20 protein-coding genes, 1 tRNA gene and 1 pseudogene are annotated in these 25,186 nt (G+C 70.2%); 10 read left to right on the top strand and 12 right to left on the bottom strand.

The genetic code is table 11. The annotated features are described in order from the left end of the window. Nucleotides 1–149: 149 nt before the first annotated feature. A complete protein-coding gene (locus QH270_RS19720; RefSeq protein ID WP_280344532.1) occupies nucleotides 150–1,793 on the bottom strand; it encodes a fatty acyl-AMP ligase in 1,644 nt (547 codons plus the stop codon). A gap of 315 nt (nucleotides 1,794–2,108) precedes the next feature. Beyond that, entirely contained in the window at nucleotides 2,109–3,287 is a 1,179-nt protein-coding gene (locus QH270_RS19715) for an aminotransferase class V-fold PLP-dependent enzyme (RefSeq protein ID WP_280344530.1), read from the bottom strand. Nucleotides 3,288–3,420: 133 nt separating this feature from the next. Between QH270_RS19715 and egtA the strand changes: the two genes are divergently transcribed. From egtA to egtD, 4 genes and pseudogenes are all read left to right on the top strand, one after another. Further along, nucleotides 3,421–4,701 (top strand): ergothioneine biosynthesis glutamate--cysteine ligase EgtA, encoded by a 1,281-nt coding sequence (egtA, locus tag QH270_RS19710; protein WP_280344527.1) that lies wholly within the window; start codon nucleotides 3,421–3,423, stop codon nucleotides 4,699–4,701. Between the two features lie 220 nt (nucleotides 4,702–4,921). After that, entirely contained in the window at nucleotides 4,922–6,259 is a 1,338-nt protein-coding gene (egtB, locus tag QH270_RS19705; RefSeq protein WP_280344525.1) for an ergothioneine biosynthesis protein EgtB, read from the top strand. A 139-nt stretch (nucleotides 6,260–6,398) separates the two neighbouring features. Then, nucleotides 6,399–6,830 (top strand): annotated as a pseudogene (locus QH270_RS19700) (class II glutamine amidotransferase); the annotation flags it as partial. A gap of 941 nt (nucleotides 6,831–7,771) precedes the next feature. Further along, the gene (gene egtD, locus QH270_RS19695) at nucleotides 7,772–8,743 is read left to right on the top strand and encodes an L-histidine N(alpha)-methyltransferase (protein WP_280344522.1); all 972 of its coding nucleotides are present in this window, start codon (nucleotides 7,772–7,774) and stop codon (nucleotides 8,741–8,743) included. Nucleotides 8,744–8,746: 3 nt separating this feature from the next. Here egtD and QH270_RS19690 read toward each other — a convergent pair whose 3' ends face one another. The 6 genes from QH270_RS19690 to QH270_RS19665 form a co-directional block, all read right to left on the bottom strand. Further along, nucleotides 8,747–9,094, bottom strand: a complete 348-nt coding sequence (locus tag QH270_RS19690; protein ID WP_280344520.1) for a hypothetical protein — start codon at nucleotides 9,092–9,094, stop codon at nucleotides 8,747–8,749. A 52-nt stretch (nucleotides 9,095–9,146) separates the two neighbouring features. Further along, entirely contained in the window at nucleotides 9,147–9,788 is a 642-nt protein-coding gene (locus QH270_RS19685) for a DUF2461 domain-containing protein (protein WP_280344518.1), read from the bottom strand. A 52-nt stretch (nucleotides 9,789–9,840) separates the two neighbouring features. Then, complete coding sequence (locus QH270_RS19680) at nucleotides 9,841–10,428, bottom strand: hypothetical protein (protein WP_280344516.1); 588 nt, start codon at nucleotides 10,426–10,428, stop codon at nucleotides 9,841–9,843. A 108-nt stretch (nucleotides 10,429–10,536) separates the two neighbouring features. Further along, nucleotides 10,537–11,517 carry a ribose-phosphate diphosphokinase gene (locus QH270_RS19675; RefSeq protein WP_110039788.1) on the bottom strand — a complete coding sequence of 327 codons (981 nt, stop codon included), beginning with the start codon at nucleotides 11,515–11,517 and terminating at the stop codon, nucleotides 10,537–10,539. Then, nucleotides 11,514–13,004, bottom strand: coding sequence for a bifunctional UDP-N-acetylglucosamine diphosphorylase/glucosamine-1-phosphate N-acetyltransferase GlmU (gene glmU, locus QH270_RS19670; protein WP_280344514.1), 1,491 nt, complete (start codon nucleotides 13,002–13,004; stop codon nucleotides 11,514–11,516). Before glmU ends, QH270_RS19675 begins: the two co-directional genes overlap by 4 nt. Nucleotides 13,005–13,096: 92 nt before the next feature. Next, a tRNA-Gln gene (locus tag QH270_RS19665) sits at nucleotides 13,097–13,167 on the bottom strand. 225 nt (nucleotides 13,168–13,392) lie between these two features. On the opposite strand from QH270_RS19665, the gene QH270_RS19660 reads away from it, so the two are divergent. After that, entirely contained in the window at nucleotides 13,393–14,019 is a 627-nt protein-coding gene (locus QH270_RS19660; protein WP_280344512.1) for a TetR/AcrR family transcriptional regulator, read from the top strand. Nucleotides 14,020–14,189: 170 nt separating this feature from the next. Next, nucleotides 14,190–14,837, top strand: a complete 648-nt coding sequence (locus QH270_RS19655; RefSeq protein WP_280344510.1) for a TetR/AcrR family transcriptional regulator — start codon at nucleotides 14,190–14,192, stop codon at nucleotides 14,835–14,837. Between the two features lie 4 nt (nucleotides 14,838–14,841). On the opposite strand, the gene QH270_RS19650 is transcribed toward QH270_RS19655, so the two are convergent. Continuing rightward, complete coding sequence (locus tag QH270_RS19650; protein ID WP_280344507.1) at nucleotides 14,842–15,465, bottom strand: TIGR03085 family metal-binding protein; 624 nt, start codon at nucleotides 15,463–15,465, stop codon at nucleotides 14,842–14,844. A gap of 128 nt (nucleotides 15,466–15,593) precedes the next feature. Between QH270_RS19650 and mfd the strand changes: the two genes are divergently transcribed. The 4 genes from mfd (at nucleotide 15,594) to QH270_RS19630 (ending at nucleotide 21,100) form a co-directional block, all read left to right on the top strand. Beyond that, on the top strand, nucleotides 15,594–19,205 hold the full coding sequence (gene mfd, locus QH270_RS19645) for a transcription-repair coupling factor (protein WP_280344505.1): 3,612 nt from the start codon (nucleotides 15,594–15,596) through the stop codon (nucleotides 19,203–19,205). After that, nucleotides 19,205–19,903, top strand: a complete 699-nt coding sequence (locus QH270_RS19640; protein ID WP_280344502.1) for a MazG family protein — start codon at nucleotides 19,205–19,207, stop codon at nucleotides 19,901–19,903. Before mfd ends, QH270_RS19640 begins: the two co-directional genes overlap by 1 nt. Nucleotides 19,904–20,040: 137 nt before the next feature. Then, entirely contained in the window at nucleotides 20,041–20,520 is a 480-nt protein-coding gene (locus tag QH270_RS19635) for a hypothetical protein (RefSeq protein ID WP_280344500.1), read from the top strand. A 4-nt stretch (nucleotides 20,521–20,524) separates the two neighbouring features. Next, on the top strand, nucleotides 20,525–21,100 hold the full coding sequence (locus QH270_RS19630; RefSeq protein WP_110039796.1) for a TerD family protein: 576 nt from the start codon (nucleotides 20,525–20,527) through the stop codon (nucleotides 21,098–21,100). 48 nt (nucleotides 21,101–21,148) lie between these two features. Here the strand turns inward: QH270_RS19630 and QH270_RS19625 are convergent, their stop codons facing one another. Genes QH270_RS19625 through QH270_RS19615 form a run of 3 tightly spaced genes read right to left on the bottom strand, consistent with a single transcriptional unit; the run spans nucleotide 21,149 to nucleotide 24,981 of the window. Beyond that, nucleotides 21,149–22,540, bottom strand: coding sequence for an MATE family efflux transporter (locus tag QH270_RS19625; protein ID WP_280344496.1), 1,392 nt, complete (start codon nucleotides 22,538–22,540; stop codon nucleotides 21,149–21,151). Nucleotides 22,541–22,595: 55 nt separating this feature from the next. Continuing rightward, the gene (locus tag QH270_RS19620) at nucleotides 22,596–23,630 is read right to left on the bottom strand and encodes a PLP-dependent cysteine synthase family protein (protein WP_280344494.1); all 1,035 of its coding nucleotides are present in this window, start codon (nucleotides 23,628–23,630) and stop codon (nucleotides 22,596–22,598) included. 31 nt (nucleotides 23,631–23,661) lie between these two features. Continuing rightward, a complete protein-coding gene (locus QH270_RS19615) occupies nucleotides 23,662–24,981 on the bottom strand; it encodes an alanine racemase (RefSeq protein WP_280344492.1) in 1,320 nt (439 codons plus the stop codon). Nucleotides 24,982–25,186 lie beyond the last annotated feature (205 nt).

Genomic DNA, 25,186 nt, shown 5'->3' with positions numbered 1-25,186 from the left:
CCCCCCCCCCGGGGCCCCCCCCCCCCCCCCCCCCCGTTCCCCCCCCCCGGGCCCCTCCCCACCCGGCCCCTCGGGGGGGGGGGGGCCCCCCACCGCCGCTGCGCGGCGGACCCTCCTCGAGGTCGGGTCGTGCGGGCCGGGTTCGGGTGCTATCGCAGGTGGACCGCGGTGGCCGCGCGGCGCAGCTTGCCCGACGACGTCTTGGGCAGGGCGCCGGGGCCGAGGATGGCGACGGTGCGCGGGCGGGCGCCGACCTCGGCGAACACCTCGTGCACGATCTCGCGCTCCATCCGCTTCACCTCGTCGGGATCCTGATGATCGTTGGATTCCACGACCACGGCGAAGCTTTCGCGCTTCTCACCCGCGTCCAGCCGCACCGCCACCGCGTTGCCGGGGCGGACGCCTGCCACGCGCATCGCGGCCCGCTCGATATCGGTGGGGTAGATGTTGCGGCCGCCCATGATGATGACGTCCTTCATCCGGCCGCACACCACGATCATCCCCGCGTCGGTGAAGTACCCGATGTCGCCGGTGTCGAGCCAACCCTCGTCGTCCTGGGCGGGCAGGAAGCCGTCGACGGTCACGTAACCCGAAGTCACGGCGGGGCCGCGCAATTCGATGACGCCGACCGTGCGCACCGGCAGCGGCTGCCGTTCGGCGTCGACGACCCGGCCCTCCAGATCGTCGACCAGGTGACCCAGCGTCGGCAGCCGGCGCGGTGTGCCGTGATGCCCGTCCTCGGCGACCGGCACCGCCTTGCCGACGGCCTCGAGCAGATCGGCGTCGATGATGTCGAGCACCATGCCGTGGCCGGGGTCCGGAATCGACACGGCCAGGGTGGTTTCGGCCATGCCGTACACCGGCGTGAGCGCCATCGGATTGAGGCCGAAGTGCTGGCCGGCCTCCGCGAGCGCGATCATCGTGTCCGGGTCGACCGGTTCGGCGCCGTTCCACATGTAGCGCACGCTCGACAGGTCCATCGAGCCCGGCTCGGCCTGGCGCAAGCGCCTGGCCAGCAGCGAGTAGGCGAAGTTCGGTGCCGCCGTGACGGTTCCGCGGTACTTGTCGATCAGCTCGGCCCACAGCAGCGGCCTGGCCAGGAAGTCCAGCGGGGTCACGCACACCACTTCGGCGCCGAATTGCATGGGTACGCTGAGGAACCCGACCATGCCCATGTCGTGGAACAGTGGCAGCCAGCTGATCATCACGTCGTCGTCGAGCTGGAACTTCACGCGATTGAACATCGCGTGCGCGTTGGTGTTGAAGTTCCCGTGGGTGATCCGGACGGCCTTGGGCGATCCGGTCGACCCAGAGGTCAACTGCTGCAGCGCGATATCGGATTCGGCGGTCGGCACCGGGTCGGTGTCGGCGCCGTGGTGCAGATCTTCGATCTTGACCACCGTGATCCCGCGTTCGATCAGCACGGGTTCGGCCGCGGCGAACGGCGCGCCGAGCACCACCGCCTTCGCCTCGATCATGTCGAGCACGGTTTCGGTGTCGCGCACCCAGACCGCGAGATCGGTGCGCGGTGTCGGCTGATGCAGCATCGTGATCGACGCGCCGCGCATCCAGATGGCCTGGCAGGCCGGGGCGATATCCACGGGCAGCCCGGCGAGCACGCCCACCGCGTCACCGTGGCCGATCCCGGCGGCCGCGAGACCACCCGCCATCCTGCGCGCGGTGCGGTGGATATCCCCCCAGGTCTGCCGCACCGGCGCCTCCGGTTCCCCGGTGACCAGCCCCCGCGGGGTGGTCAGCGCTGTGGCAAACATTTCGTCGGTGAACCTGCTCAACGTCGGACTCCCTTTACGCCAACGATCGGTTTCGGCCCTGCTCTCCCAACAGAAAATCCCCGCCCGCCAACCCGGCGTTAACCCCGACTGACACCGAGTTCCCCGCCGATCTCAGCGACGAAGGTGGCAGCGTAGCGGTCCACATATGGTCTACCCGATGCCGCGGTGATTTCCCGCATCAGCCGATCGGTCATCCCGTCGACCTGGCCCGATGAACCACTACCGGGCGCCGCTGTCGCCGGTGGACATGGCGACCCGAGGCACCCGGGTCCGACAACGATAGCCGCTGGCCCGCGTCCGTGAGCAGCGGACCGGCTAACCCGTGATCTGGGCGAGCGCGGCGGTGAAGCGGTCGAGGTCGTCGGTGCTCACGAAGTAGTGCGGCGAGGCGCGCACGATCGCGGGCAGGGCTCGTTCGGTCATGTCGAGCAGGGTCGAGCCCGCGTGGCTGACGGTGACCGTGACGGCGTGCTCGGCCAGGCGGTCGCGCAGGTCGACGGGGTCGTGGCCGTCGACGGTGAAGGAGACGATGCCGCTGTGCTCGGTGCCGAGATCGCGCACCGTGACGCCGGGCAGCTCCGGCAGGGTCTTGCGCAGGTGGTTCGCGCGCGCGGCGACGCCGGCGTAGACCTCCTCGGGGCCGAGGGCGAGCAGGTAGTCGACGGCGGCGCCGAGGCCGAGGCGGGCGGCCACGTCGCACTCCCAGAATTCGAAACGGCTGGCGTCGGGCGCGAGCCGGTACTCGGTCGGGCTCACCCAGGCGGCGCTGTGCAGATCGAGCCTGGCCGGTTCCATGGTCCGCGCCAATTCTTCGCGGAGGTAAAGGAATCCGGTGCCGCGCGGTCCGCGCAGCCACTTGCGTCCGGTGGCCGAGAGCGCGTCGACGCCCAGTTCGGCGACATCGATCGGCAGCTGACCGATCGATTGACAGGCGTCGAGCAGCACTAGTGCCCCTGCCTCGTGGGCGATTCCGGTGGCTTCGGCGATCGGGTTCACCAGCCCGCCGTTGGTCGGCGCGTGCTGCAGTGAGATCCAGCGGACGCGGTCGTCGAGCATGGCCGCGAGCGCGTCGGTGTCCAGGCGCCCCGAGGCGTCGCTGGGAATGCGCTCGACCACCGCGCCGGTCTGCTCGGCGCGTTGCAGCGCCGCGATCGCGTTGCTGGCGTAGTCGGCGCCGGAGATGAGTACCCGGTCGCCGGGGCGCAGGGGGATCGAATACGCGAAATCGGCCCATGACCGGGTCGCGCTGTCGCTGAGCGCAATCGTGTCGGCGGTCGCGCCGATCAGTCGCGCGATGGAGGTCTTGACCGCGGCGAGGTCGTCGAGACGCTCGTTAGCCGCGCGGTAGCCACCGATCTCCGCTTCCCGTCGCAGATGCCCGATCACGGTGTCGGTGACGACGGTCGGCGGCAGCGACGACCCGGCGCTGTCGAGGAACACCTGGCCGTTCGCGAGGCCCGGCGTGGCGGCCCTGATCGCGTCGAGATCCATCATGGCGACGACGATACCGGCGCACAGCTGTTCCTCATTTCGTCACTTTTCCTGTCGGTGCCCGTCGCTACTCTGGAATGACCCGGTTGCACGAGCACGCGGATTTCCTGGCGGTACCCAGCACGCGGAGGTTGGTATGGCGGTCACCCTCGAACGTTCCTCGTGGCCCGATTCCGCCGCCGACCAGGGCGAACTGTCGTCCAGAGCGGCGGCGGAGGCCTACGTCGGCGGCGTCTGTTTCAAGCTGGGCCCACCGGCGTTGATCGGCGCCGAACTGGAGTGGCTCACCGCCGATCCACGCGGCGCGCGCCCAGCCCTCGAGGCGCTGGCGCTGGCCCTCGGCCCCCACGCGCCCACCTCGATCGCCCCGGCCTCGGCCGCGGCCGCCCTGCCAGGCGGAAGCAGGGTCACCATCGAACCCGGTGGTCAGATAGAACTTTCCAGCGCCCCGTTCGCCGATCCGGCGGTGCTGACGCAGAGCCTGCGTGCTGATGCGGCCCGTTTGCGGGACCTGCTCGCCGCCCACGGAATCGGCATCCGTGCCGCCGCGTCCGATCCGGATCGCCCCGCCGAACGAGTACTCCGCCTGCCGCGCTACGCCGCCATGGAACGTCGGTTCGCCGGTGTCGGCCCGTTCGGCACCCTCATGATGTGCAACACCGCGGCCACCCAGGTCAGCGTCGACGCGGGCGCCGATGCCGACGAGGTGCGGGCGCGATGGACGGCCCTCTACGTGCTCGGACCGGCGCTGATCGCCGCGTTCGCCTGCTCGCCCCGGCTGCACGGCGCGCCGCCGGGCGACTGGGCGTCGCAGCGGATGCGCACCTGGTTGCGGCTCGACCCCTCGCGGACCCGTCCGCCGGTGGCCGACTGGGCCGATCCGATCACCGCCTACGCGCACTGGGCGCTGGACGTGCCGCTGCTGTGCGTGCGCTGCACCGACCACGACGCCGACTGGTCGCCGCCGCCCGGCGCCACCTTCGCCGACTGGCTGTGCGGCGCCCTCGACGACGAGGTCGGCCGCCGCCCCACCCGCGCCGACCTCGACTACCACCTCACCACCCTGTTCCCGCCGGTCCGCGCCTCCGGGCATCTCGAGGTGCGCTACCTCGACACACAGCCCGGCGACACCTGGACCACTCCGATCCACCTGTTCGACGCGCTGCTGTCGACACCGGCGGTCGTCGCCGAAGCCACCGCGCTGGCCGCCCCGGTCGCCGGCGAGTGGCTGCTCGCCGCCCGCTGCGGGCTCACCGACCCGGCGCTGCGTTCCGTCGCCACGGATCTGCTCGAGCTGGGTAGTGAGCACGCCCGGTCGGCCACCGCCGCACAGGAATTGGCGGCGGCGGCGCGCCGATGTCGCGTCGGCCTGTCCCCGGGCGCACAGCCGCGCCACAACGGAAGCGGGGCGGCGTGACCGCGTACGCGAGCCGCGCTGCCGACGGGCGAGGGCGAGGCACGGCCCATCGGCGGCCGGCGGGTCGGCGCCGGACACCGTGCGCATGCGCGGCGCGGGCCCAGGGCACCGTCGACCCGATCGCGAGGCGAGTCGCCGAAGCACCTGTCCGCCGACCATCGCTCGTTCCGGCGGCCACGCCGATATCGACCTGGCCACACTCTCTTTCGGAGCTGAACTCATGACCCGACCCCCAGCCACCGACCATCGCGATCGTGACCGCATGCGGGAGCGGATCGCCGAGGTACTCGGGCGGGCGCGCGCCCGCACGACCGCGCTCACCGACGCCGTGGACGAGAACGACCTCGTCGCCCAGCATTCGCCGCTGATGAGCCCGCTCGTCTGGGATCTCGCGCACATCGGCAATCAGGAAGAGCTGTGGCTCGTCCGCGATGTCGGCGGCCGCGACGCGGTCCGGGCCGACATCGACGAGCTCTACGACGCGTTCAAACACGCCAGGGCGAATCGCCCCGCGTTGCCGCTGCTGAACCCCGGGCAGGCGCGCGGGTATGTCAGCACCGTGCGCGAGAAGGTCTGGGATGTCCTGGGTTCCAGCGAACTGGCCGGTGATCCGCTGGTGGACAACGGGTTCGCGTTCGGCATGATCGCCCAGCACGAGCAGCAGCACGACGAGACCATGCTCGCCACCCATCAGCTGCGGCTCGGCGCGCCGGTGTTGTCCGCGCCGCCCGCGCCGTCCGCGCCCGCGCCGATCGGTGGCGAAGTCGTCATTCCCGCAGGCGAATTCCTGATGGGCACCTCCGCCGACCCCTGGGCGTTGGACAACGAACGACCGGCCCACCCGGTGCATGTCCCCGGCTTCGCCATCGATGTGGCACCGGTGACCAACGCGCAGTACCTGGCTTTCATCGACGACGGCGGCTACGAGCGTCCCGAGCTGTGGTCGGAGCGTGGCTGGGCGCATCGCCAGGAGGCGGGCTTGGTCGCGCCGCAGTTCTGGGAGCGCGACGGCGCGCGCTGGACCCGCCGCGCCTTCGGCGTGCGCGCGCCGCTGCGGCCGAATCAGCCTGTCGTGCACGTGTGCTGGTTCGAAGCCGAGGCCTACGCGCGCTGGGCGGGTAAGCGGCTGCCGACCGAGGCCGAATGGGAGAAGGCCGCCCGTTTCGATCCCGCCACCGGTGCGTCCCGGCGCTACCCCTGGGGCGAGGACACCCCCGACGAACTCCTGGCCAACCTCGGCCAACGCCATCTCGAACCCGCCGATGTGGGCGCCTACCCGGCGGGAGCGTCGGCGACCGGCGTCCACCAGCTCATCGGCGACGTCTGGGAATGGTGCTCGTCGGGGTTCGAGGCCTACCCGGGCTTCCGCGCCTTCCCCTACCGCGAGTACTCCGAGGTCTTCTTCGGCGGCGACTATCGCATCCTGCGCGGCGGTTCCTTCGGCACCGACGAGGTGGCCTGCCGGGGTACGTTCCGCAACTGGGACCACCCGATCCGCAGGCAGATCTTCGCCGGCTTCCGCCTCGCGCGCGACCTGCGACCGGAGGAGATCCGATGAGGGGAACGCCGCGACCACGCGCGAGGTCCTCGCGTGCCGAGGGCGATCCCACGTCGATCGACAGTCACGCGGCCGGTCCTCGAGGGTCGGCGTGCCTGGGCGGCCGCGCGGTCGACGCTCGGGGGCGGGTGGTCGGCTGATGTGCCGTCATCTGGGGTACGTCGGCCCGCCGGTCGCGGTCGGTGAGCTGGTCGTGCGCGGACCGCACTCGCTGTACGCGCAATCCTGGGCGCCCAGGGAGATGCGGCGCGGCGGCACGATCAATGCCGACGGTTTCGGCGTCGCCTGGTGGCGCCGCGCCGAGGTGGGCATCGACGGCGCGCGCGAGGCCGCCACCCGTTATCGCAATGCCGCGCCGATCTGGACCGACCCGGCGGTCGCCGAGGTTCTCGGCCAGCTGGAATCCCGGTCGGTGCTGGCCGCCGTGCGCTCGGCGACGGTGGGCATGCCGATCGAGCGAGCCGCCTGCGCCCCGTTCATCGACGAACACTGGGCCTTCAGCCACAACGGCGTCGTCCCCGACTGGCGCACGACCCTGCCCCTCGTCCTCGCCGACCTGGACCAAATCCTCACCGCCCCCGCATCGCCCAGCGCACCGCGCGGTACGGACGACATCGACGTCGACCAGCCCGCCGAGCCGCTGCACACCGACCCGGAGACCGCCGCGTCGGTCGATTCGCAAGGCGCCGACGTCGCGGCCTGGCAGGAACCCGGCAGCTCGCCGACAGCGTGGTCGCCGGATCGCGGCGGACCGCTCGACCAATCGACACCGCCACGGGACCAGCCCACCCGGCCGGCGCATCGGAATGGTGCGCCCGACGGGGTCGGCCGGGTGTCCGAGGGGGTCGACCAGGCGCGCAACGAGGTCGGCCAGGCGCCAGACGGGGTCGACCAGGCGCGCAACGGGGTCGGCCAGGCGCCAGACGGGGTCGGCCAGGCGCGCGACGGCGTCGGCCAGGCGCCTGACCGGGTCAACCAGGACCGGATCAACCAGGACCGGGTCAACCAGGCGCCCGACCGGGTCGGCCAGGCGTCGGACCGTGTCGCGGGGGCGCTGACCGATGGCGGTCATCCGCCGAATTCGCCCGGGCGGCAGGATTTTCCCGCCACCGGAGCGGTGTTCGGCTCGCCCGCGGCGCTCCTGCGGGCCGAATCGCTGACCGACTCCGCCGCGCTGTGGGTCCTGCTGCGCGGTCTGCTCGGGGCGATCACCCCGGACGGACCGGTCCGCTCACCGGCCGACGCCCTGCGCCTGCTGGTCGGCACCGTGCTGCGGTATCAGCCGACCGCGCGCCTGAATCTGTTGCTCGGCAACGGCGCCGAGCTGTGGGCCACCACCTGCTGGCATTCGCTGTCGGTGCTGGTCGCCGACGACTACACCGTGCTCTCCTCCGAACCGTACGACGACGATCCGCGCTGGCAGCCGGTCGACGATCGCCAGCTGGTGATCGCGGGCCCCGGCCGGTGCGCCGTCACCGCGCTCGCGCTTCCCACCACCGAAAGGGTCCGTTCATGACCGCGCCGCTGCTGGACATCCACCTCACCGACGACGATCTCGCCGCGGCCCTGCGCGCCGATGCCCGCACCGGTCTCACCGCCACGCCGAAGTCGCTGCCGCCCAAATGGTTCTACGACGCGCGTGGCAGCGAGCTGTTCGAGCGGATCACCGAACTGCCCGAGTACTACCCGACGCGCACCGAGCGCGCCCTGCTGCAGCGGGTCGTCGGCGAGATCGCCGCGGCCGCCCGCCCGGAGGTACTGGTCGAACTCGGATCGGGCTCGGCCGCCAAGACGCGCCTGCTGCTCGACGCGCTCACCGCCGAAGGTTCGCTGAAAACCTATGTACCACAGGATGTCTCGGCGTCAGCGCTGCGTGGCGCGGCGACCGAGATCGCACTCGAGTATCCGCAGCTCGGCGTGCACGGCGTGGTCAGCGACTTCACCGACACCCTGCACAATCTGCCCCGCGGCGGCCGCCGGATGATCGCCTTCCTCGGCGGCACCATCGGCAATCTGGTACCCGCCGAACGCGCGGAATTCCTCGCCGGGATCCACGAGGTGCTCGAACCCGGCGAGCTGCTGCTGCTCGGCGCCGGTCTGGTCATCGACCCGGCGGTGCTCGTCCCGGCCTACGACGACGCGCAGGGCGTCACAGCCGAGTTCAACCGCAATGTCCTGCACGTGCTCAACCACCGTCTCGGCGCCGACTTCGCACCCGACCGGTTCGAGCACATCGCCCTCTGGGATGCCGAGAACGAGTGGATCGAGATGCGGCTGCGCGCCACCGCGCCGATGACCGCGACCATCGCCGATCTGGACCTGACCGTCGACTTCGCCGAGGGCGAGCAGATGCGCACCGAGATCTCCGCCAAGTTCCGGCCCGAGGGTCTGCGCGCCGAGCTGGCCGACGCGGGCTTCGCGACGGCGCACACCTGGACCGACCAGGACGATCGCTTCGCCCTGGTCCTGGCCGAACGTCGCTGAGCGTTATCCGTCGAGTTCGTCGGCGAGGTATTCGCCGTCGATGAGGTCTTCGTCGCCCTCTTCGGCGGTGTCGTTGTCGTAGAGGTCGCCGTCGACCCTGTCGTCGCCGACCACCCGCACGGCGGAGACCTCGGCGGGCCGCTCGTCCTCCGCGACGGCCTCGCGGGCGGCACCGCGTTCGGTCCACTCCTCGCCGGTCTCCTCGGTGATGCCGAGGAAGCCGTCGTCGTCCGCCTCGTGATTGCGGATCACGTAGTCCGCGGGCGGGTCCTCGACGTACCGCTCGTATTCGACGATGTCGTCGGCCTGATCGTCATCGCCCATGTCCATGTCCAGCGGTTCACGGCTCATGACCCCAGTATCGGCCTCCATTCGTGGTCCGTCACGAACGCAACGCCAGCGCTCAGTCGACTCCGCCCAGGACGGCGGTGAACCACTCCACGAGCGGCCGCAGCTCCGACCACGCCCGCCGGACCTCGGCGGCCGCCGCGGGGGTGGTGAGCCAGTCGGGTGCGCCGAACTCGCGGCTCGCGGTGAGCGACTTGTGGCGCAGCAGATCGATGCGCGGATGGTCGGCCGGGTAGCCCTTGGGTTTGGTCTTGAGCCGGTCGCCGCCGATGGTGTATCCGGCCGCGGTGGTCTCGGCGAGGATCGCCTCGAGTTCGGCGCCGCGCACGTCGTCGTCGATCGTGGCCCGCAGGGTCGCCAGGGCCGCGGGCGTCATCATGTAGCAGCCGCCGGCGACGAACAGGCCGGCCGCGCCGATCTGCACGTACCAGCCGACCCCGGGCGCCGTACCGGCCACCGCGCCCTGATGGTTCTTGTACGGCGTCTTGTCCGCGGAGAACCGCACGTCGCGGTACGGCCGAAAGATCTTGGCCTGGCCGAACTCCGGCTCGAGTTCGGCGGCCAGCGCGGCCATCGGCGCGCGCACCGCCTCGTCGTAGGTGCGCTTGTGCGCGGTCCAGAAGGCCTTCGAGTTGTCGGCTTCCAGGTCCTCGTAGAAGTCGAGCGCGGCGAGCGGAAAACCAGGGAAGGTGTCCATCGGACCTCTCTGTGCGTGATCGGGCGACGCGTCCAGTATCGCCCGGTGTCACCTACTCGATGTTGAACAGGGCGATGAACGCGACGACCACCACCGCGGCCAGCGCCGCGACGACGGCATTGGCGATCGCCGCCCATTTGCCCATCTGCTCACCCTTGTGGTGGCCGATGACGCCGAGCACGATCCCGGTCGGCGCGGTGAACAGGACCGGCAGGCCACACAGCATCGCCCCGCCGAGGACCGAGGCCGCGACACAGCAGAAGCTCAGGATCGACATGATCGGGGTGTTGTCGGCGTAGCCGTACCGCGGCTGCGGGCCGGGCGGGTGGGGGACCGGCCCCGGGTAGCGTGGCGCCCCGTATGCCATCGGGCCCGCGACCGGATAGACGGGCGGATACGCGGGTGGCGGCGGCGGATACGGCGGCAGCTCGACCGGCGGCGCGGGACGCTCGATCCCGGCCCACGGCGCTTCGGCCCGGGCCGGACCCGGCTGGGGCGCGGCAGGCGGCTCGACCGGCGGCGGCAGCTCACGCGGCGGCAGATCGTCGGTCCACATCTTCTGCGTCTGCTGCACCGGCGCGGGCGCGTCCTGTGGCCGGTTCTTGCCCAGCTCGACCCGCTGTTCCGGTTCGTTGTCCATGGTGTCCCCCTCCGATGCCCTGGCTTCCATGACTACCACGACCGGGCCCCGCGGACCAGAAACGGCCCCTCAGCTGCTGCCGAGGGGCCGTTCCGTGCGAATGTCAGCTCACGCGTTGCCGTTGAACAGGCCGGTGACCGAGCCGTTCTCGAAGACCTCGCGGATGGTGCGCGCCAGCAGCGGCGCGATGGACAGCACGGTCAGCGTGGGGAACTTCTTCTCCTCGCTGATCGGCAGGGTGTTGGTGATGACCACTTCCCTGGCGCCACAGTTGGCCAGCCGCTCGGCGGCCGGGTCGCTCAGCACACCGTGGGTGGCGGCGATGATGACGTCACCGGCGCCGGCCTCCTTGAGGACCTTCACCGCGCCGGCGATGGTGCCACCGGTGTCGATCATGTCGTCGATCAGCACGCAGGTGCGGCCTTCGACGTCACCGACGACGCGGTTGGACTTCACCTGGTTGGGCACCAGCGGGTCGCGGGTCTTGTGGATGAACGCCAGCGGGGTGCCGCCCAGCGAGTCGGCCCACTTCTCGGCGACCTTCACGCGGCCCGCGTCGGGGGAGACCACGGCCAGGTTGTCCGAGGGGTAGTTGGTGCGGATGTACTCCGAGAGCTGCACCAGCGCGTGCATGTGATCGACCGGGCCGTCGAAGAAGCCCTGGATCTGATCGGTGTGCAGGTCGACGGTGATGATGCGGTCGGCGCCCGCGGTCTTGAGCAGGTCGGCGACGAGGCGGGCGGAGATGGGCTCGCGGCCGCGGTGCTTCTTGTCCTGGCGCGCGTACGGGTAGAACGGCAGCACGGCGGTGATGCGCTTGGCCGAACCGCGCTTGAGCGCGTCGATCATGATGAGCTGTTCCATCAGCCACTGGTTCAGCGGCGCCGGGAAGCTCTGCAGCACGAAGGCGTCGGAACCGCGCACCGACTCCTCGAACCGCACGAAGATCTCGCCGTTGGCGAAGTCACGCGCGGTCTGCGGGGTGATGTCGACGTCCAGTTCCTTGGCGACCTGCTCGGCCAGCTCGGGATGTGACCGGCCGGCGAAGAGCATCAAGTTCTTCTGGTTGTCGATCGAGAACGCGGTCACTGCTGGTTGCCATCCTTTTGCTCGATTGTCTGATCAGACGTCTCGTTTGCCGCGATGGCGTCCGCCGCCGCGCGCGCCGCAGCGGTTCCTGGACGGTAACGCTGCACCCAGTTCTCAATGATGCGCTGTGGCCCACCTGACACCGCCAGTGCCCCCGGTGGAACGCTCCTACGCAGTACAGTACCCGCCCCGGTGTAGGCGCCGTCACCCACGGTGACCGGGGCGATGAACATGGTGTCGCTACCGGTCCGCACATGGGAACCGACCACGGTGTGGTGCTTGTTCACACCGTCATAGTTGACGAAAACGCTGGAAGCGCCGATGTTGCTGTGCTCGCCGATCGTCGCGTCACCGACATAGGTCAGGTGCGGAACCTTCGAGTGCGCGCCGATCGTCGCGTTCTTGGTTTCGACGAAAGCGCCGAGTTTGCCCTCGTCGCCGACGACGGTGCCGGGCCGCAGGTAACTGAACGGGCCGATGGTGGCGCCGTCACCGATCTCGGCGCGCTCACCGTGCGTGCGGACGACGCTCGCGCCGGCGCCGACCACCACGTCGGTGAGCGTGGTGTCGGGTCCCACCTCCGCGTCCTCGCCGATGTGGGTCTCGCCGAACAGCTGGGTGCCCGGCCGCAGCACGGCGTCGCGGTCGATCCGCACGGTCGCGTCGATCCAGGTCGTCGCCGGGTCGATGATGGTGACCCCGGCGCGCATGTGCCGCTCCAGGATGTACCGGTTGAGGGTGGCGCCCGCCTGGGACAGCTGCACCCGGTCGTTGACGCCGGTCACCTTGTTGGAGTCGACCAGCCGCGCGCCGTGCACCGGATGCCCGGCCTCGCGGGCCAGCCGCAGCACATCGGTGAGGTAGAGCTCGTGCTGGGCGTTGGCGGTGGACAGCCGCCCGATCATGGTGCGCAGCACCGAGGCGTCGAAGGCGTAGACGCCGGAGTTGACCTCTTTGATCTTGGCCTGGGCCGGGGTGGCGTCGGCGTGCTCGACGATCTCGGCGACCTGGCCGTCGGCGTCGCGCACGATCCGGCCGTAGCCGTTGGCGTCGTCGGGGACGAAGGTCAGCACGGTGACGGCGGGCCGCTCGGAGTAGCTGCGGTGCTCGTCGAGCAGGGCCGAGAGGGTGTGCCCGTCGAGCAGCGGCACATCGGCCGAGGTGACGAGCAGGTCGCCGTCGAAGTCCGCGGGCACCGAGCCGAGTGCGCACTGCACGGCGTGGCCGGTACCGAGCTGCTCCTCCTGGACCGCGCAGACGATCTCGCGACCGAGTTCCTTGCCGACCTCGCCGACCGCGGCGGTGACCTTCTCGCGGTCGTGGCCGACCACGGTGATCAGGTGCGTCGGGTCGATCTCCGCGGCGGCGTGCAGCGCGTGCGAGAGCATCGACCGGCCCGCTAGGGGATGCAGCACTTTCGGAGTCTTCGACCGCATTCGCGTCCCAGCACCTGCTGCGAGAACGACGACGGCGGTCTGCGGTGGCATGGATCTCCCTCGGCTGCCTGTCAGCGAGTGTGCTGTGGCGGGTTCGGTCGGTGATGGTGCGGGCCGACGATACGTCACTGTGTGTCCGTGTGCTCCGCCGCCAGGACTCGAACCTGAACTATCTGAACCAAAATCAGAGGTGCTGCCATTACACTACGGCGGATCGCCACACCAGTGGGCCGTCAGAGCCCACCACTGTGCTACGGCACGGCCATGATCCTCGCACACGATCCACCGAAGCGGCGAATCTTGCCGCTGCCTGTCGCGGCCGCCGTCAGGGCCCGTTGTTAGCCTTCTGGAACGCACGTACAGATCTCGTGAACCGAATCGTGGAGAGGCGGGGGACTACATGTCGTCTACGGAGTCCGGGCGGACCAGTAGGCCGAGGATGACGGGTACGCAGCGGCGGCAGCAGCTGATCGAGATCGGTCGCGCGTTGTTCGCCGAGCGGGGGTATGACGCGACATCGATCGAGGAGATCGCGCAGCGCGCCCAGGTCTCCAAGCCGGTGGTCTACGAGCACTTCGGCGGCAAGGAGGGCCTCTACGCGGTGGTCGTCGACCGCGAGATGTCGATGCTGCTGGACATGATCACCTCCTCGCTCACCCGCAATCGCTCGCGGGTGCGGCTAGAGCAGGTGGCGCTGGCGCTGCTCACCTACATCGAGGAGCGCACCGACGGCTTCCGGATCCTGGTCCGCGACCAGCCCGCCGTGAACGCCGACGGACGGTACTCCAGCCTGCTCAACGAGGCCGTCAACCAGGTCGCGCATCTGCTCGCCGGCGATTTCGCGCGCCGTGATCTGGACCCCAGCCTCGCGCCGCTCTACGCGCAGGCGCTCGTCGGCATGGTGTCGACCGCGGCGACGTGGTGGCTCGACGAGCGGACGCCGCCGAAAGAAGTGGTCGCGGCGCATCTGGTGAATCTGTGCTGGAACGGATTGAGCCACTTGGAAGCCGAACCGGGGCTCAGCTCCGAATGGAATACCGGGCAGTCGGGCGCGTCGGCGGGGTAACCGGGCGATAGCGTCCGCTGCCTCGGCGAATCCAGGATTCGGCTGCCGTGCGTCGGCCTGGTGGTACGGTTCACCCATCCTTTTGGGTGCTGCCGGGCGGTATGTCGATCAAACTTCTTCGATGTCGGTCTACTTCAGGATGGCTGGATTTTGGATGACAGGCGGATCTGATGGCTAGGCAAGCGCGCGCGGAGATCACCCGCGACTCGGTTCTCGCAGGCGCTGCCGATGTCTTTCTCCGTTTGGGCTACGCCAACGCGAGCCTCAGCGAAATCATCGCGCAGTCCAATGTGACCAAGGGCGCCTTGTACTTTCACTTCGGCTCCAAGGAGGAGCTGGCGCGGGCGGTGGTCGATCAGGGTAATGAGCGCCTCGTCGGCTCGTGCCAGGGATTCTTCGATTCCCGGGTACCGGCGCTGGAGGCGTGCATCGGCATCACCTACGTGGTGGCCGACCTGTCGATGAACGATCCGATGGTCGGGGCGATGCTCAAGCTCAACCACCAGATCGGCGACTATCGCGGCGCCCAGGGCGACAACATCGCCAAGGTGTGGAGCGAGACGTACCGGTTGCTGGCGGAGCGGGCCATCGCGCAGGGCGATCTGCACGCCGACCTCGATCCCGAGGTGGTCGGCCTGCTGCTGCACGAGCTCACCGCGGGCGTGCACATCGTGGCCGTGGGCACCGAGTCGATCGAGGAGATGGCCGCCAGGATGGAACGCGCCTGGTATTTCCTGCTGCCCTCGATCGTGCCGACGGAGAAGCTGTCGTACTTCCGCGAGTTCGCCGCGCGGCGCCTGCGCCGCTACGTGGTCTAGCCGGTCAGACGCTGCGGTCGGTGGCGAGCACGGCGCGCACGTCGGCGTCGGCGCCGCTCGTCTCGATCCGCACCTCGTCGCGCCCGAACGCGTGCAGCAGCAGCTCCGACGGCTTGCCGGTGAGCACCACCGGGTCGCCCGCCCCGCGATGGGCGGTGATCCGTTCGCCCGCCGGGTTCGCCAGCTCGATGGCGACGGGCGCCTTGCGGTAGGCGGCCCGCGCCACCTTGCGCAGCGCCGACCACAGTCGCGCCTCGTCGGCGGGCGCCAATTCCCGTGGTGTCCAACCGGGTTCGGCCCGGCGGACGTCCTCGTGGTGGATGAACATCTCGGTGAGATTGACGACCGCGTCGACCGGACGCAGCGGTGACCACCACGGCGGACCGGTGCGGACCTGCTCTGCGAGCTCGGCGAAGGGCCGCTGCGCGATCTTGTCCTGCGCGGCTTCCAGGTACCCGGCCAGCGGCTTGACCAGGATGCCCAGCGAGGCGTCGGGGCGGCGTTCCCGCACCACCAGGTGCGCGGCCAGGTCGTGCACCGTCCAGGTACCGCACAGCGTGGGCGCCGAGGGCCCCGCTTCGATCATCGTCGCCACCAGGGCGTGGCGTTCCCGCTGAGCCAGACTCACGACCTCGACGGTACGCGTGCTCGGCCGGGATCGCCGCCCTGAGGTGGGGAAGGAGGCGTGCGGAGACGTGTCGGAGCCGGTGATTAGACTTCGACGCGGAACATCCCGTCTGCGTATCAGGAGCGTTCATGTCCTCCCTTCGTCCTCCGCTCGCCGGTCTGGCCGAGGCGGCTGGGGGTGACGCCGCGCTGCGGACGGTTGCCGACCTGGTCGGCAAGTCCGGGGTGGAGCTGGTCGCTCCCTCGGCGGTCCGGCCGTTCGTCGCCCAGACCATCGCCGCGCAGCAGCCGCTGGTCGTCGTCACCGCCACCGGGCGCGAGGCCGACGATCTGACGATCGAGCTGACCGAGATGCTCGGCCCTTCGGTCGCGCAGTTCCCGTCCTGGGAGACGCTGCCGCACGAGCGGCTCTCGCCCGGTGCCGACACCGTCGGCCGCAGGCTCGAAGTGCTGCGCAGGCTGGCCCACCCCGAAGACCCGGTGTATCCGGAGCCGCTGCGGGTGGTGGTCACCACCGTGCGCTCGCTGATGCAGCCGATGACGGCCGGTCTCGGCGACATCGAACCCATCGTGCTGCGGGTCGGCGCGGAATCCGACTTCGACGAATTGCTCGCCCGCCTGGTCGAATTCGCGTACACGCGGGTCGACATGGTCGGCAAGCGCGGCGAGTTCGCGGTGCGCGGCGGCATCCTCGACCTGTTCCCGCCGACCGCCGATCATCCGGTGCGCGTGGAGTTCTGGGGCGACGAGGTCACCGAACTGCGCCCGTTCTCGGTGGCCGATCAGCGCTCGCTGGGTGAGCAGACCGTTGAGACCGTCGTCGCGCCGCCGTGCCGCGAGCTGCTGCTCACCGAGCCGGTCCGCGAACGTGCCGCCGCCGTGGCCGCCGACAACGCGGCCGACGCCGCCCTGGTCGAGATGCTGGACAAGATCGCCGAGGGCATCCCCGTCGACGGCATGGAAGCCCTGCTGCCGGTCCTCGCCCCCGGCAAACTGAGTCTGCTCACCGAGGCGCTGCCCGCGGGCACGCATCTGCTGCTGTGCGATCCGGAGAAGATCCGCACGCGCGCCGCCGATCTCGTGCGCACCGGCGAGGAGTTCCTCGAGGCATCCTGGACCGCCGCGTCGTTCGGCAGCGACGCGCCGCTGGGCGCGCACGGTCTCGACCTGGCCGCCTCCGGCTACCGCAACCTGCCCGAATTGCACACCAGCGCCGACGAACTCGGGCTGCCGTGGTGGACGCTGAGCCCGCTCAGCTCCGGCGATCCCGTGGAGGTGAACCTGCCGGTGCTGGCCGGTCCCACCGCGCGCGGGTCCGAGGAGCTGGTCGCCACCATCTTCGCCTCGCTGCGCGCGCACGTCGCGACCGGCGGGCGCGCGGTCGTCGTCGTCACCGGCCACGGTACGGCCCAGCGCGTGCTGGAACGGCTCGCCGACGCCGAAGTGCCCGCCGCGGCGCTCGACGCGGGAGCCGTGCCAGAGGCGGGTGTGGTCGGCGTGCTCTGCGGTTCCCTGCACGACGGCTTGGTCTTCGACGACGCCGGGTTGGTCGTCGTCGCCGAATCCGACCTCACCGGCAACCGGGTCACCGCGCCGACCGAGGGCAAGCGGCTGCCCGCCAAGCGCCGCAACCAGGTCGACCCGCTGGCCCTGTCCGCGGGCGACATGGTGGTGCACGATCAGCACGGCATCGGCCGCTTCGTGGAGATGATCGAGCGCACCGTCGGCGGTGCCCGCCGTGAGTACCTGGTGATCGAGTACGCGCCGAGCAAGCGCGGCCAGCCCGGCGACCGGCTGTTCGTGCCGATGGAGTCGCTGGACCAGCTCTCCCGCTATGTCGGCGGTGAACTGCCCAGCCTGTCCAAGCTCGGCGGCTCCGACTGGGCGAATACGAAACGCAAGGCGCGCAAGGCCGTTCGTGAGATCGCGGGCGAGCTGGTACAGCTCTACGCCGCCCGTCAGGCCGCGCCCGGCCACGCCTTCGCCCCGGACACCCCGTGGCAGCAGGAGATGGAGGACGCCTTCGCGTTCACCGAGACCGTCGACCAGATGACCGCCATCACCGAGGTCAAGGCCGACATGGAGAAGGCCGTCCCGATGGACCGCGTGGTCTGCGGCGACGTCGGCTACGGCAAGACCGAGATCGCCGTGCGCGCCGCGTTCAAGGCCGTGCAGGACGGCAAGCAGGTCGTCGTGCTGGTGCCGACCACCCTGCTGGCCCAGCAGCATCTGCAGACCTTCACCGAGCGGGTCGCCGGTTTCCCGGTGACGGTGAAGGGACTGTCGCGGTTCACCGACGCGGCCGAGTCCAAAGAGATCATGGCCGGGATGGCCGACGGCTCCGTCGACATCGTGGTCGGTACCCACCGTCTGCTGCAGACCGGGGTGCGCTGGAAGGATCTCGGCCTGGTCGTGGTCGACGAGGAACAGCGCTTCGGCGTGGAGCACAAGGAGCACATCAAGGCGTTGCGCACGCACGTCGACGTGCTCACCATGTCGGCCACCCCGATTCCGCGCACCCTGGAGATGAGCCTGGCGGGCATCCGCGAGATGTCGACCATCCTCACCCCGCCCGAGGAGCGCCACCCGGTGCTCACCTATGTGGGCGCCTACAACGACAAGCAGGTCACCGCCGCCATCCGCCGCGAGCTGATGCGCGACGGTCAGGTGTTCTACGTGCACAACCGGGTGTCCTCGATCGACAAGGCCGCCAAGCGGATTCGCGACCTGGTGCCCGAGGCCCGGGTGGTGGTCGCGCACGGTCAGATGAACGAGGACCAGCTCGAGCGCACCGTGCAGGGCTTCTGGGAGCGCGAGTACGACGTGCTGGTGTGCACGACGATCATCGAGACCGGTCTCGACATCTCCAACGCCAACACCCTGATCGTGGAACGTGCCGACTCGCTCGGGCTGTCGCAGCTGCACCAGTTGCGTGGCCGCGTCGGCCGCTCGCGCGAGCGCGGCTACGCCTACTTCCTGTATCCGCCGGAGAAGCCGCTCACCGAGACCGCCTACGACCGGCTGGCCACCATCGCCCAGAACTCCGATCTCGGCGCCGGGATGGCCGTGGCCATGAAGGACCTCGAGATCCGCGGCGCGGGCAATGTGCTCGGTGCCGAGCAGTCCGGCCATGTCGCGGGGGTCGGGTTCGACCTGTACGTGCGGCTGGTGGGCGAGGCCGTCGAGGCGTATCGGGCGGCGGCCGACGGCAAGCCGATCGTCACCGAGGAGACCAAGGAGGTGCGCATCGACCTGCCGGTGGACGCGCACATTCCGCCCGATTACATCGCCAGCGACCGGCTGCGGCTCGAGGCCTACCGCAAGCTGGCCGCCGCCCACGACGACGGCGAGCTGGCCGCGGTGGTGGAGGAGCTCGTCGACCGCTACGGGCCGCTGCCGGTGGAGGTGGGCCGCCTGGTGTCGGTGGCCAAGCTGCGCCTGCTCGCCCGGTCCTACGACGTGTCCGAGATCGTGGTCACCGGAACGACACTCAAGCTCGCCCCGCTGACGCTGCCCGATTCCAAGCAGCTGCGGCTCAAGCGGCTCTACCCCAGCGCCACCTATCGCGCCGCGAGCGGACTGGTGCAGCTGCCGCTGCCCCGGGTCACCGACAGCGTCGGCGCCGACCGGGTCCGCGATGTCGCCGTGCTGCAGTTCGTCGCCGACCTGCTGCTCGCGCTGGACGGCAAACCGCAAGGGCTGGTGGACCTCTCGGTGGCCACGGAAGCGACGCCGGTCTGATGAGCGAGGCGCGCGATACCGCCGTGGTCGCCGCGGGCCTGGCCGGCGCGGTCGAGGTGATGGACCGGCTGTGGAATTTCGGCGGCTGGGAGACCACCCAGACCCACGATTCGCTGCGCCCGTACCTGCTCGAGGAGACCTACGAGCTGCTCGACGCCATCCAGGCCGGCGACTACGAAACCATCAAGGAGGAGCTCGGCGACCTGCTGCTGCAGGTGCTGTTCCACTCCAGGATCGCCGAGGCGGCAGGCGAATTCACCGTCGAGGAGGTGGCGGCGACCCTGGTGGACAAGCTCGTGCACCGCAGCCCACACCTCATCGCCGCCGACCTGCCCGCAGGCACCTCGGTGGCCGACAAGATCGCCGCGCAGGAAAAGGCTTGGGAGGAGCGCAAATCCGCCGAGAAGTCGCGCCGCTCGTGCCTGGACGGCATCGCGATGGCGCAACCCGCCCTCGCCCTGGCCGAGAAGGTCCGCTCGCGCAGTGCGCGCGCCGGGCTGCCGGAAGACCTGATTCCCGACGCACTGCGCGTGATCGAGCTCGGTGGACCGGATTCGGCCGAGGAGCGGCTCCGCAAGGCGACCCTGGACTTCGCCGCCGCGATCCGGGCGGCCGAAGACGCGGCGGAAAACGTACGTGGCGAGCGTCTCCCGTTGTCGGCGCAGGAGTGGCGCACCTATTGGTTAACGGTCAGCTAATCATCGGCGGGCGGCTGAGACCTTGCTGAGATCTGGGCGCGAGCCAGCGGGTAAGTGGCACACCGCTTTAGACTCGGGGGTGGGCCCGCCGTCCGACGGCGGGCGCATGATGTCCGACGATCGTCGAGGTGAGGTAGATGGCAACAGAAGTCGATCCGGCAGGGCAGGCGAACATGACTGATCATCCCGAGCTCGACGTGTTGCCGGTGTGGCCACAGGAGACCATCGCGGTGCTGGTGACGACCGATCCGGCCCCGCACGCCATCCCGGTGTCGTGGCCGGTGCGCGCGGGCGACCGGCGCATCCTGATCAGCCTGAAGTCCGATCGCGGCTCGCTGGCCCGGTTGCGGGCGCAGCCCGAGGTGGCGCTGCTGATCCTGGGTGGCGGCAATGTCGCGCTCTGCGCGCGGGGCCGGGCGAAGGTGATCGCCGAGCAGATGCCCGACGCGCAGGATTACACCGCGGTGCAGCTGGACGTGGACGTCATCGACGATCACCGGCAATCCGCCTTCGCCGTCGATCGCGGAATCCAGCGTACGGTGCTCGACGAAACCGAACTGCGCGCGCTCGAAGGCCGGGTCGAGACGCTGCGCTCCTGGGCTGAGAAAGGAAACTGAACACATGACCGTCACCCTCGCCAAGGGCGGCAACGTCTCGCTGTCGAAGCAGACCGACAATCTCACCAAGGTGGCCGTGGGTCTCGGCTGGGACGTGCGCACCACGACCGGCGCCGATCACGACCTCGACGCCAGCGCGCTGGCGACCGGTGCCAACCTGAAGGTGCTCTCCGACCAGCACTTCGTCTTCTACAACAACCTGCGCTCGCCGGAAGGCACCATCGAGCACACCGGTGACAACCTCACCGGCGCGGGTGACGGCGACGACGAGGTGATCAATGTCGACCTCGCGGCCACGCCGCCGACGATCACCAACATCTTCTTCCCGGTGTCGATCCACGACGCGCAGGCCCGCGGCCAGTCCTTCGGCCAGATCCGCAACGCCTACATCCGCGTCACCGACGCCAACACCGGGGTCGAGCTGGCGCGCTACGACCTGTCCGAGGACGCGTCCACCGAGACCGCGATGGTCTTCGGCGAGCTGTACCGGCACAACAACGAGTGGAAGTTCCGCGCCATCGGCCAGGGCTACGCCTCCGGCCTGGCCGGCATCGCCAGGGACTACGGCGTCAATATCTGAGGCGGACACGACAAAGCCCCGGTTCCACTCGGAGCCGGGGCTTTCTCGTCAGTGCGACTGGGTGGCGGGCACCCGGACTGTCGGTGTCGCGCTCGCCGCGGTGAGCAGGGCGAAGTACTTGCGGAGCATGAGGAGCGCGGTGGTGGCCAGGCCGGCGGTGAGGCCCCACCACACGCCCGCCGCCTCGAGCCCGAGGGGGAACGCGAACAGCAGGGCCGCGGGCAGGCCGACGCCCCAGTAGCCGACCAGCGACAGGCGGAAGCCCGCCGAGGTCTCCTTGAGTCCACGCAGCAGGCCAGTGCCGATGTTCTGCGCGGCGTCGAAGAACTGGAGCACGATGCCGATCAGCAGCAGGGTGTGGGCGATCGCGATGGTGTCGGTGTCGCCGGAGTCGAGGAACGGCGCGAGCACCAGATCCGGCGCGGCCACGTAGACCACGCCGGTGACGGCCGCGACGATGCCCGCATGCCGCAGCGCCACCCAGGCCAGGTTCCTGGCGTGCCCGTACTCGTCGCGCGAGACCGCGTGACTGACCAGGATCGACGCACCGTGCGAGATGCCGATCGCCACCTGGAACACGATGTAGATGATCTGGTAGACCACGTTGTGCGCGGCCAGCGCCGCGGGCCCGAAGCTGCCCATCACCAGCGCGAGCACGGAGAACATGCCCGCTTCGGACCCGTAGGTGAGCGCGATCGGGGTGCCGAGGCGCAGTTCCTCGCGCACGAGCGACCAGCGCACCGGCCACGGTGTCGCGGGCAGCGTGCGGCCGAGCTGCTCGTCGCGGCGGACCATCACCCAGAACACGCCGAAGGTGATGAGGAAGACCAGCGAGGTCGCGATGCCGACACCGGTGAGCCCGCACGCGGGCAGGCCGGCCCAGCCGTGGATGAAGGTGAGCGCCAGCACCAGGTTCAACGCCACCGAGCCCAGCGTCACGAGGAGCAGCGCCTGCGGCCGCTGCATCCCGACGGTGTACTGCCGCAGCACCTGGAACCACAGGCACGGCAGCAGACCGGGCGCGAGGGCGATCATCATGGGCCGGGCGAGCTCGAGCACAGCCATGTCCTGGCCGAGCCAGGCCAGCGCCCAGCCGAGCCCGATCAGCACGGCCCCACCGAGCAGACCGGCGATGGTCGCGATGACGAAGGCCGCGCGGACCACGCCGCGCACCTCGTCGTCGGCCGAGTCGCCGCGCTTACCGGCCGCGCCGAGCGCCCCGGCGATCTGGTTGCCGGTGCCGGTGATCAACCCGACGCACATCGTGCGGATCTGGTTGAACAGCACCAGCGCCAACCCGCCCGCCGCGACCTCGGCTACGCCGAGGGTGCCCATCAGGGCGAGGTTGGTGGTCGAGACCGCGATCTGGGCCAGCTGGGTCAGCGCGATCGGCGTCGCCAGCCTGGCCAGCGCGGTGCTGTCGGCCCTGGTGCCGCTCATCCGCTCGCTCCGCGGCGGCGGCGCGGGCGGCTGTTCGTGTGGCGCGCGTTCGCGCTCACCTGACCTCCATCAGTTCGTCGGTGCGCCGCTGCGGCGAATAGCGGCGCAGCAGCGTGGTGATCTCGTATTCGGCGGCGGGGTCGAGCAGGTCGCGCGCGGTCATCCAGTCGTCGTCGAACACGGTGTCGAGATACTTCTCGCCACCGTCGCACACGATGGTGACCACGGTCGACCCGGCCGGGAACTCCTCGAGCCGCGTCAAGGCATTGTGCACCGAACCGCCCGCCGAGCCACCGATCAGCAGACCGTGTGTCCTGGCGACGGCGCGCGCGGTGGCGAAGGCGTCGACATCGCTCACCTTCACACCCTCGTCGAGCTGGGAGTAGTCGACGGCGGTGCCGATGGTCGCGCCGGGCGGGGTGCCGGTGCCGGACTGCCAGTACGGGCCGCCCTCGCCGCCGAAGGCGATCGAGCCGACCGGCTCGACGCCGATCACCCGGGCGGGCAGGCCGAGTTCGCGCAACCGGGTCGCGGTGCCGAACAGGGAGCCGCCGGTGCCGACCGCCGAGAGCAGGATGTCGACCCGCTCGACGTCGGCGAGCAACTCCTCGGCCACCGCGTAGTAACCGACGGCGTTGGCGTCGTTGTTGTGCTGCTCGGTGAAGTAGGCGTCGTCGCGGGCGGCCGCCATCGCCTCGGCGAGATCCTCCCGTGCCGAGGTGGCCAGCTCGTCGTCACCGTCGTCGGCGACGAACACCAGGTCGGTGCCCATGGCCTTCATCGCGCGCAGTTTGTCCTTACAGGCGTGGTTGTCGACCACGGCGGTGAATCGATAGCCACGTTCGGCCGCGACCACCGCCAAGCCGAGTCCGGTGTTCCCGGACGTCGACTCGATGATATGCCCGCCATCGCGCAGCAAACCCCGCCGCTCCGCGTCGAGCACCATCGAGCGGGCCATTCTGATCTTGGCGGCGCCGGTGGGGTTGAACTGTTCGAGCTTGAGCAGCAACCGGGTGCCGGAGTCGGTGACGGCGAGTTCGAACAGCGGGGTGCGGCCGATCAGATCCGTCACGCGCGTGACGAGAGCCATGGGGTGTTCCTCCATCGGGAGTTCGGGGGGATCAGCGGGCGGTGGCGTCGAGGGTCCAGCGCAGCCGGTCGCCGCGCTCGCGGAGCACGACCTTGGGCGGCAGCGGGAGTTCGTGGAACGGGGACTCGTTGGAGTCCATCTGATACCCGGCGGTGTTCGGGTAGACGAGCAGATCTCCGACGCGGGCCCGCCGCGGCAGCGGGATCCGCCGCCTGCTCAGCAGGTCGGATTCCAGGCAGGTGGTGGCGCCGACACAGGTCGGGGTCGGCTGCCCGGGTCGGGGCGGCCAGAGGGTCGGATCGGGTAGGTACTCGCTGTCGAACCACTGTTCCGACAGGCTCAGGCTGGTGCCGTCGACGGTGAGGATGTCGTACGGTTCGCCGTGCGCGGTCCGGGTCTTCACGCCCTGCACCCGGAACACCGAGCTGCCCACCCGGTCGAGCAGGGCGCGGCCGGGCTCGACCACGAGCCGGATTCCGTTGCTACGAGATACTTCCGCGAGGCTGTTGTGTTCCAGGATCGCGGTGAGCATGGCGGCGCCCGGAACCGGGAAGTGGTAAGGGTAGTAGCCGTCGCCGGGCGCGGTGCCGTGGAACCACTTCTCGCTCAGGTTGTCCCGGAACCGAGCCCAGGACTGCGCGTCGACGTAGTCGACGCCGAAACCGCCGCCGATCGAGATCGTGTCCGCGGGGTGGCCGTCCGCGCGCGCCCGCAGGCAGTGCTCGACCAGCGCGGCGGCCATCTCGCTACGCGCCGTCGCCGCGTAGCCCGAGAGGTGGAAACTGAAGCCCGCCAGCAGGACAGGCCCGCCGGGGGACACCGATCGCACCGCCTGCGCCAGTTCGCCCTGGTCGAGACCGAATCGGCTCGTCGATCCGGACGACTGAACCCGCAACAGAACGCGAACGGGCCGACCGGCCGCACCCTGGTGGTCGCCGATCCGAGTGAGCCGATCCAGTTCGTCGAGCGCGTCGATCGCGATGAGGGCGTCGTGCCGGGCCGCCAGCCACAACAGTTCGTCGGACTTAGCGGGCCCGGTGACCATCACGTCCTCGCCGCGCACCCCCTGGGACAGCGCGGCGATCAGCTCACCGGTGCTGGCGACATCGATCCCCGCACCGCTCTCGGCGCAGACCCGCGCCACGCAGGCCGCCTTGTTCGCCTTCTTGCCGAAGTAGACGAACCCGTCGACACCCGCCGCGCGGAATGCTTCCTGAAAAGCGTTGACGTTCACCGCGACCCGATCGGGGAACAGTACATGGAAAGGCCCGCCGACGGCCTCGGCGATGTCGTCGAGCAAGTGCGGGTCGTCGAGTAGCCGTCGTTCCAGGGCCTCCGGTTCGGCCCGCATCGGCGGCGCGCAGTGGGCCGGACCGACCGGTTCCGGCGCCTCGCGTACCGAGTGCTGCGGCCCGCTGCCACGCTCGTCGTACCCGGGCGTGGCAGCGAGTCGATGGCAACGGTCGTAGCCGGGGTGGCCCTCACCCCCGAGCCGCCCCCCCGCCGGGGGGCGGGGGGGCCGCCCCGGGGCCGGGGGGGGGGGGGGGGGCGCCCCC

Origin of the sequence: Nocardia neocaledoniensis (assembly GCF_029868625.1) — a bacterium.
Taxonomy (GTDB): domain Bacteria; phylum Actinomycetota; class Actinomycetes; order Mycobacteriales; family Mycobacteriaceae; genus Nocardia; species Nocardia neocaledoniensis_A.
Note: the sequence above shows the minus strand (reverse complement) of the source record. Positions and strands in the feature narration are given on the sequence as shown.

Excerpts from the sequence above, each read along its gene's own strand:
- QH270_RS19715 (WP_280344530.1), bottom strand. The coding sequence starts at position 3,287 with ATGATGGATCTCGACGCGATCAGGGCCGCCACGCCGGGCCTCGCGAAC.
- egtA (WP_280344527.1), top strand. The coding sequence starts at position 3,421 with ATGGCGGTCACCCTCGAACGTTCCTCGTGGCCCGATTCCGCCGCCGAC.
- egtB (WP_280344525.1), top strand. The coding sequence starts at position 4,922 with ATGACCCGACCCCCAGCCACCGACCATCGCGATCGTGACCGCATGCGG.
- egtD (WP_280344522.1), top strand. The coding sequence starts at position 7,772 with ATGACCGCGCCGCTGCTGGACATCCACCTCACCGACGACGATCTCGCC.
- QH270_RS19690 (WP_280344520.1), bottom strand. The coding sequence starts at position 9,094 with ATGAGCCGTGAACCGCTGGACATGGACATGGGCGATGACGATCAGGCC.
- QH270_RS19685 (WP_280344518.1), bottom strand. The coding sequence starts at position 9,788 with ATGGACACCTTCCCTGGTTTTCCGCTCGCCGCGCTCGACTTCTACGAG.
- QH270_RS19680 (WP_280344516.1), bottom strand. The coding sequence starts at position 10,428 with ATGGACAACGAACCGGAACAGCGGGTCGAGCTGGGCAAGAACCGGCCA.
- glmU (WP_280344514.1), bottom strand. The coding sequence starts at position 13,004 with ATGCCACCGCAGACCGCCGTCGTCGTTCTCGCAGCAGGTGCTGGGACG.
- QH270_RS19660 (WP_280344512.1), top strand. The coding sequence starts at position 13,393 with ATGACGGGTACGCAGCGGCGGCAGCAGCTGATCGAGATCGGTCGCGCG.
- QH270_RS19655 (WP_280344510.1), top strand. The coding sequence starts at position 14,190 with ATGGCTAGGCAAGCGCGCGCGGAGATCACCCGCGACTCGGTTCTCGCA.
- mfd (WP_280344505.1), top strand. The coding sequence starts at position 15,594 with ATGTCCTCCCTTCGTCCTCCGCTCGCCGGTCTGGCCGAGGCGGCTGGG.
- QH270_RS19640 (WP_280344502.1), top strand. The coding sequence starts at position 19,205 with ATGAGCGAGGCGCGCGATACCGCCGTGGTCGCCGCGGGCCTGGCCGGC.
- QH270_RS19635 (WP_280344500.1), top strand. The coding sequence starts at position 20,041 with ATGGCAACAGAAGTCGATCCGGCAGGGCAGGCGAACATGACTGATCAT.
- QH270_RS19630 (WP_110039796.1), top strand. The coding sequence starts at position 20,525 with ATGACCGTCACCCTCGCCAAGGGCGGCAACGTCTCGCTGTCGAAGCAG.
- QH270_RS19625 (WP_280344496.1), bottom strand. The coding sequence starts at position 22,540 with ATGAGCGGCACCAGGGCCGACAGCACCGCGCTGGCCAGGCTGGCGACG.
- QH270_RS19620 (WP_280344494.1), bottom strand. The coding sequence starts at position 23,630 with ATGGCTCTCGTCACGCGCGTGACGGATCTGATCGGCCGCACCCCGCTG.
- QH270_RS19615 (WP_280344492.1), bottom strand. The coding sequence starts at position 24,981 with ATGCGGGCCGAACCGGAGGCCCTGGAACGACGGCTACTCGACGACCCG.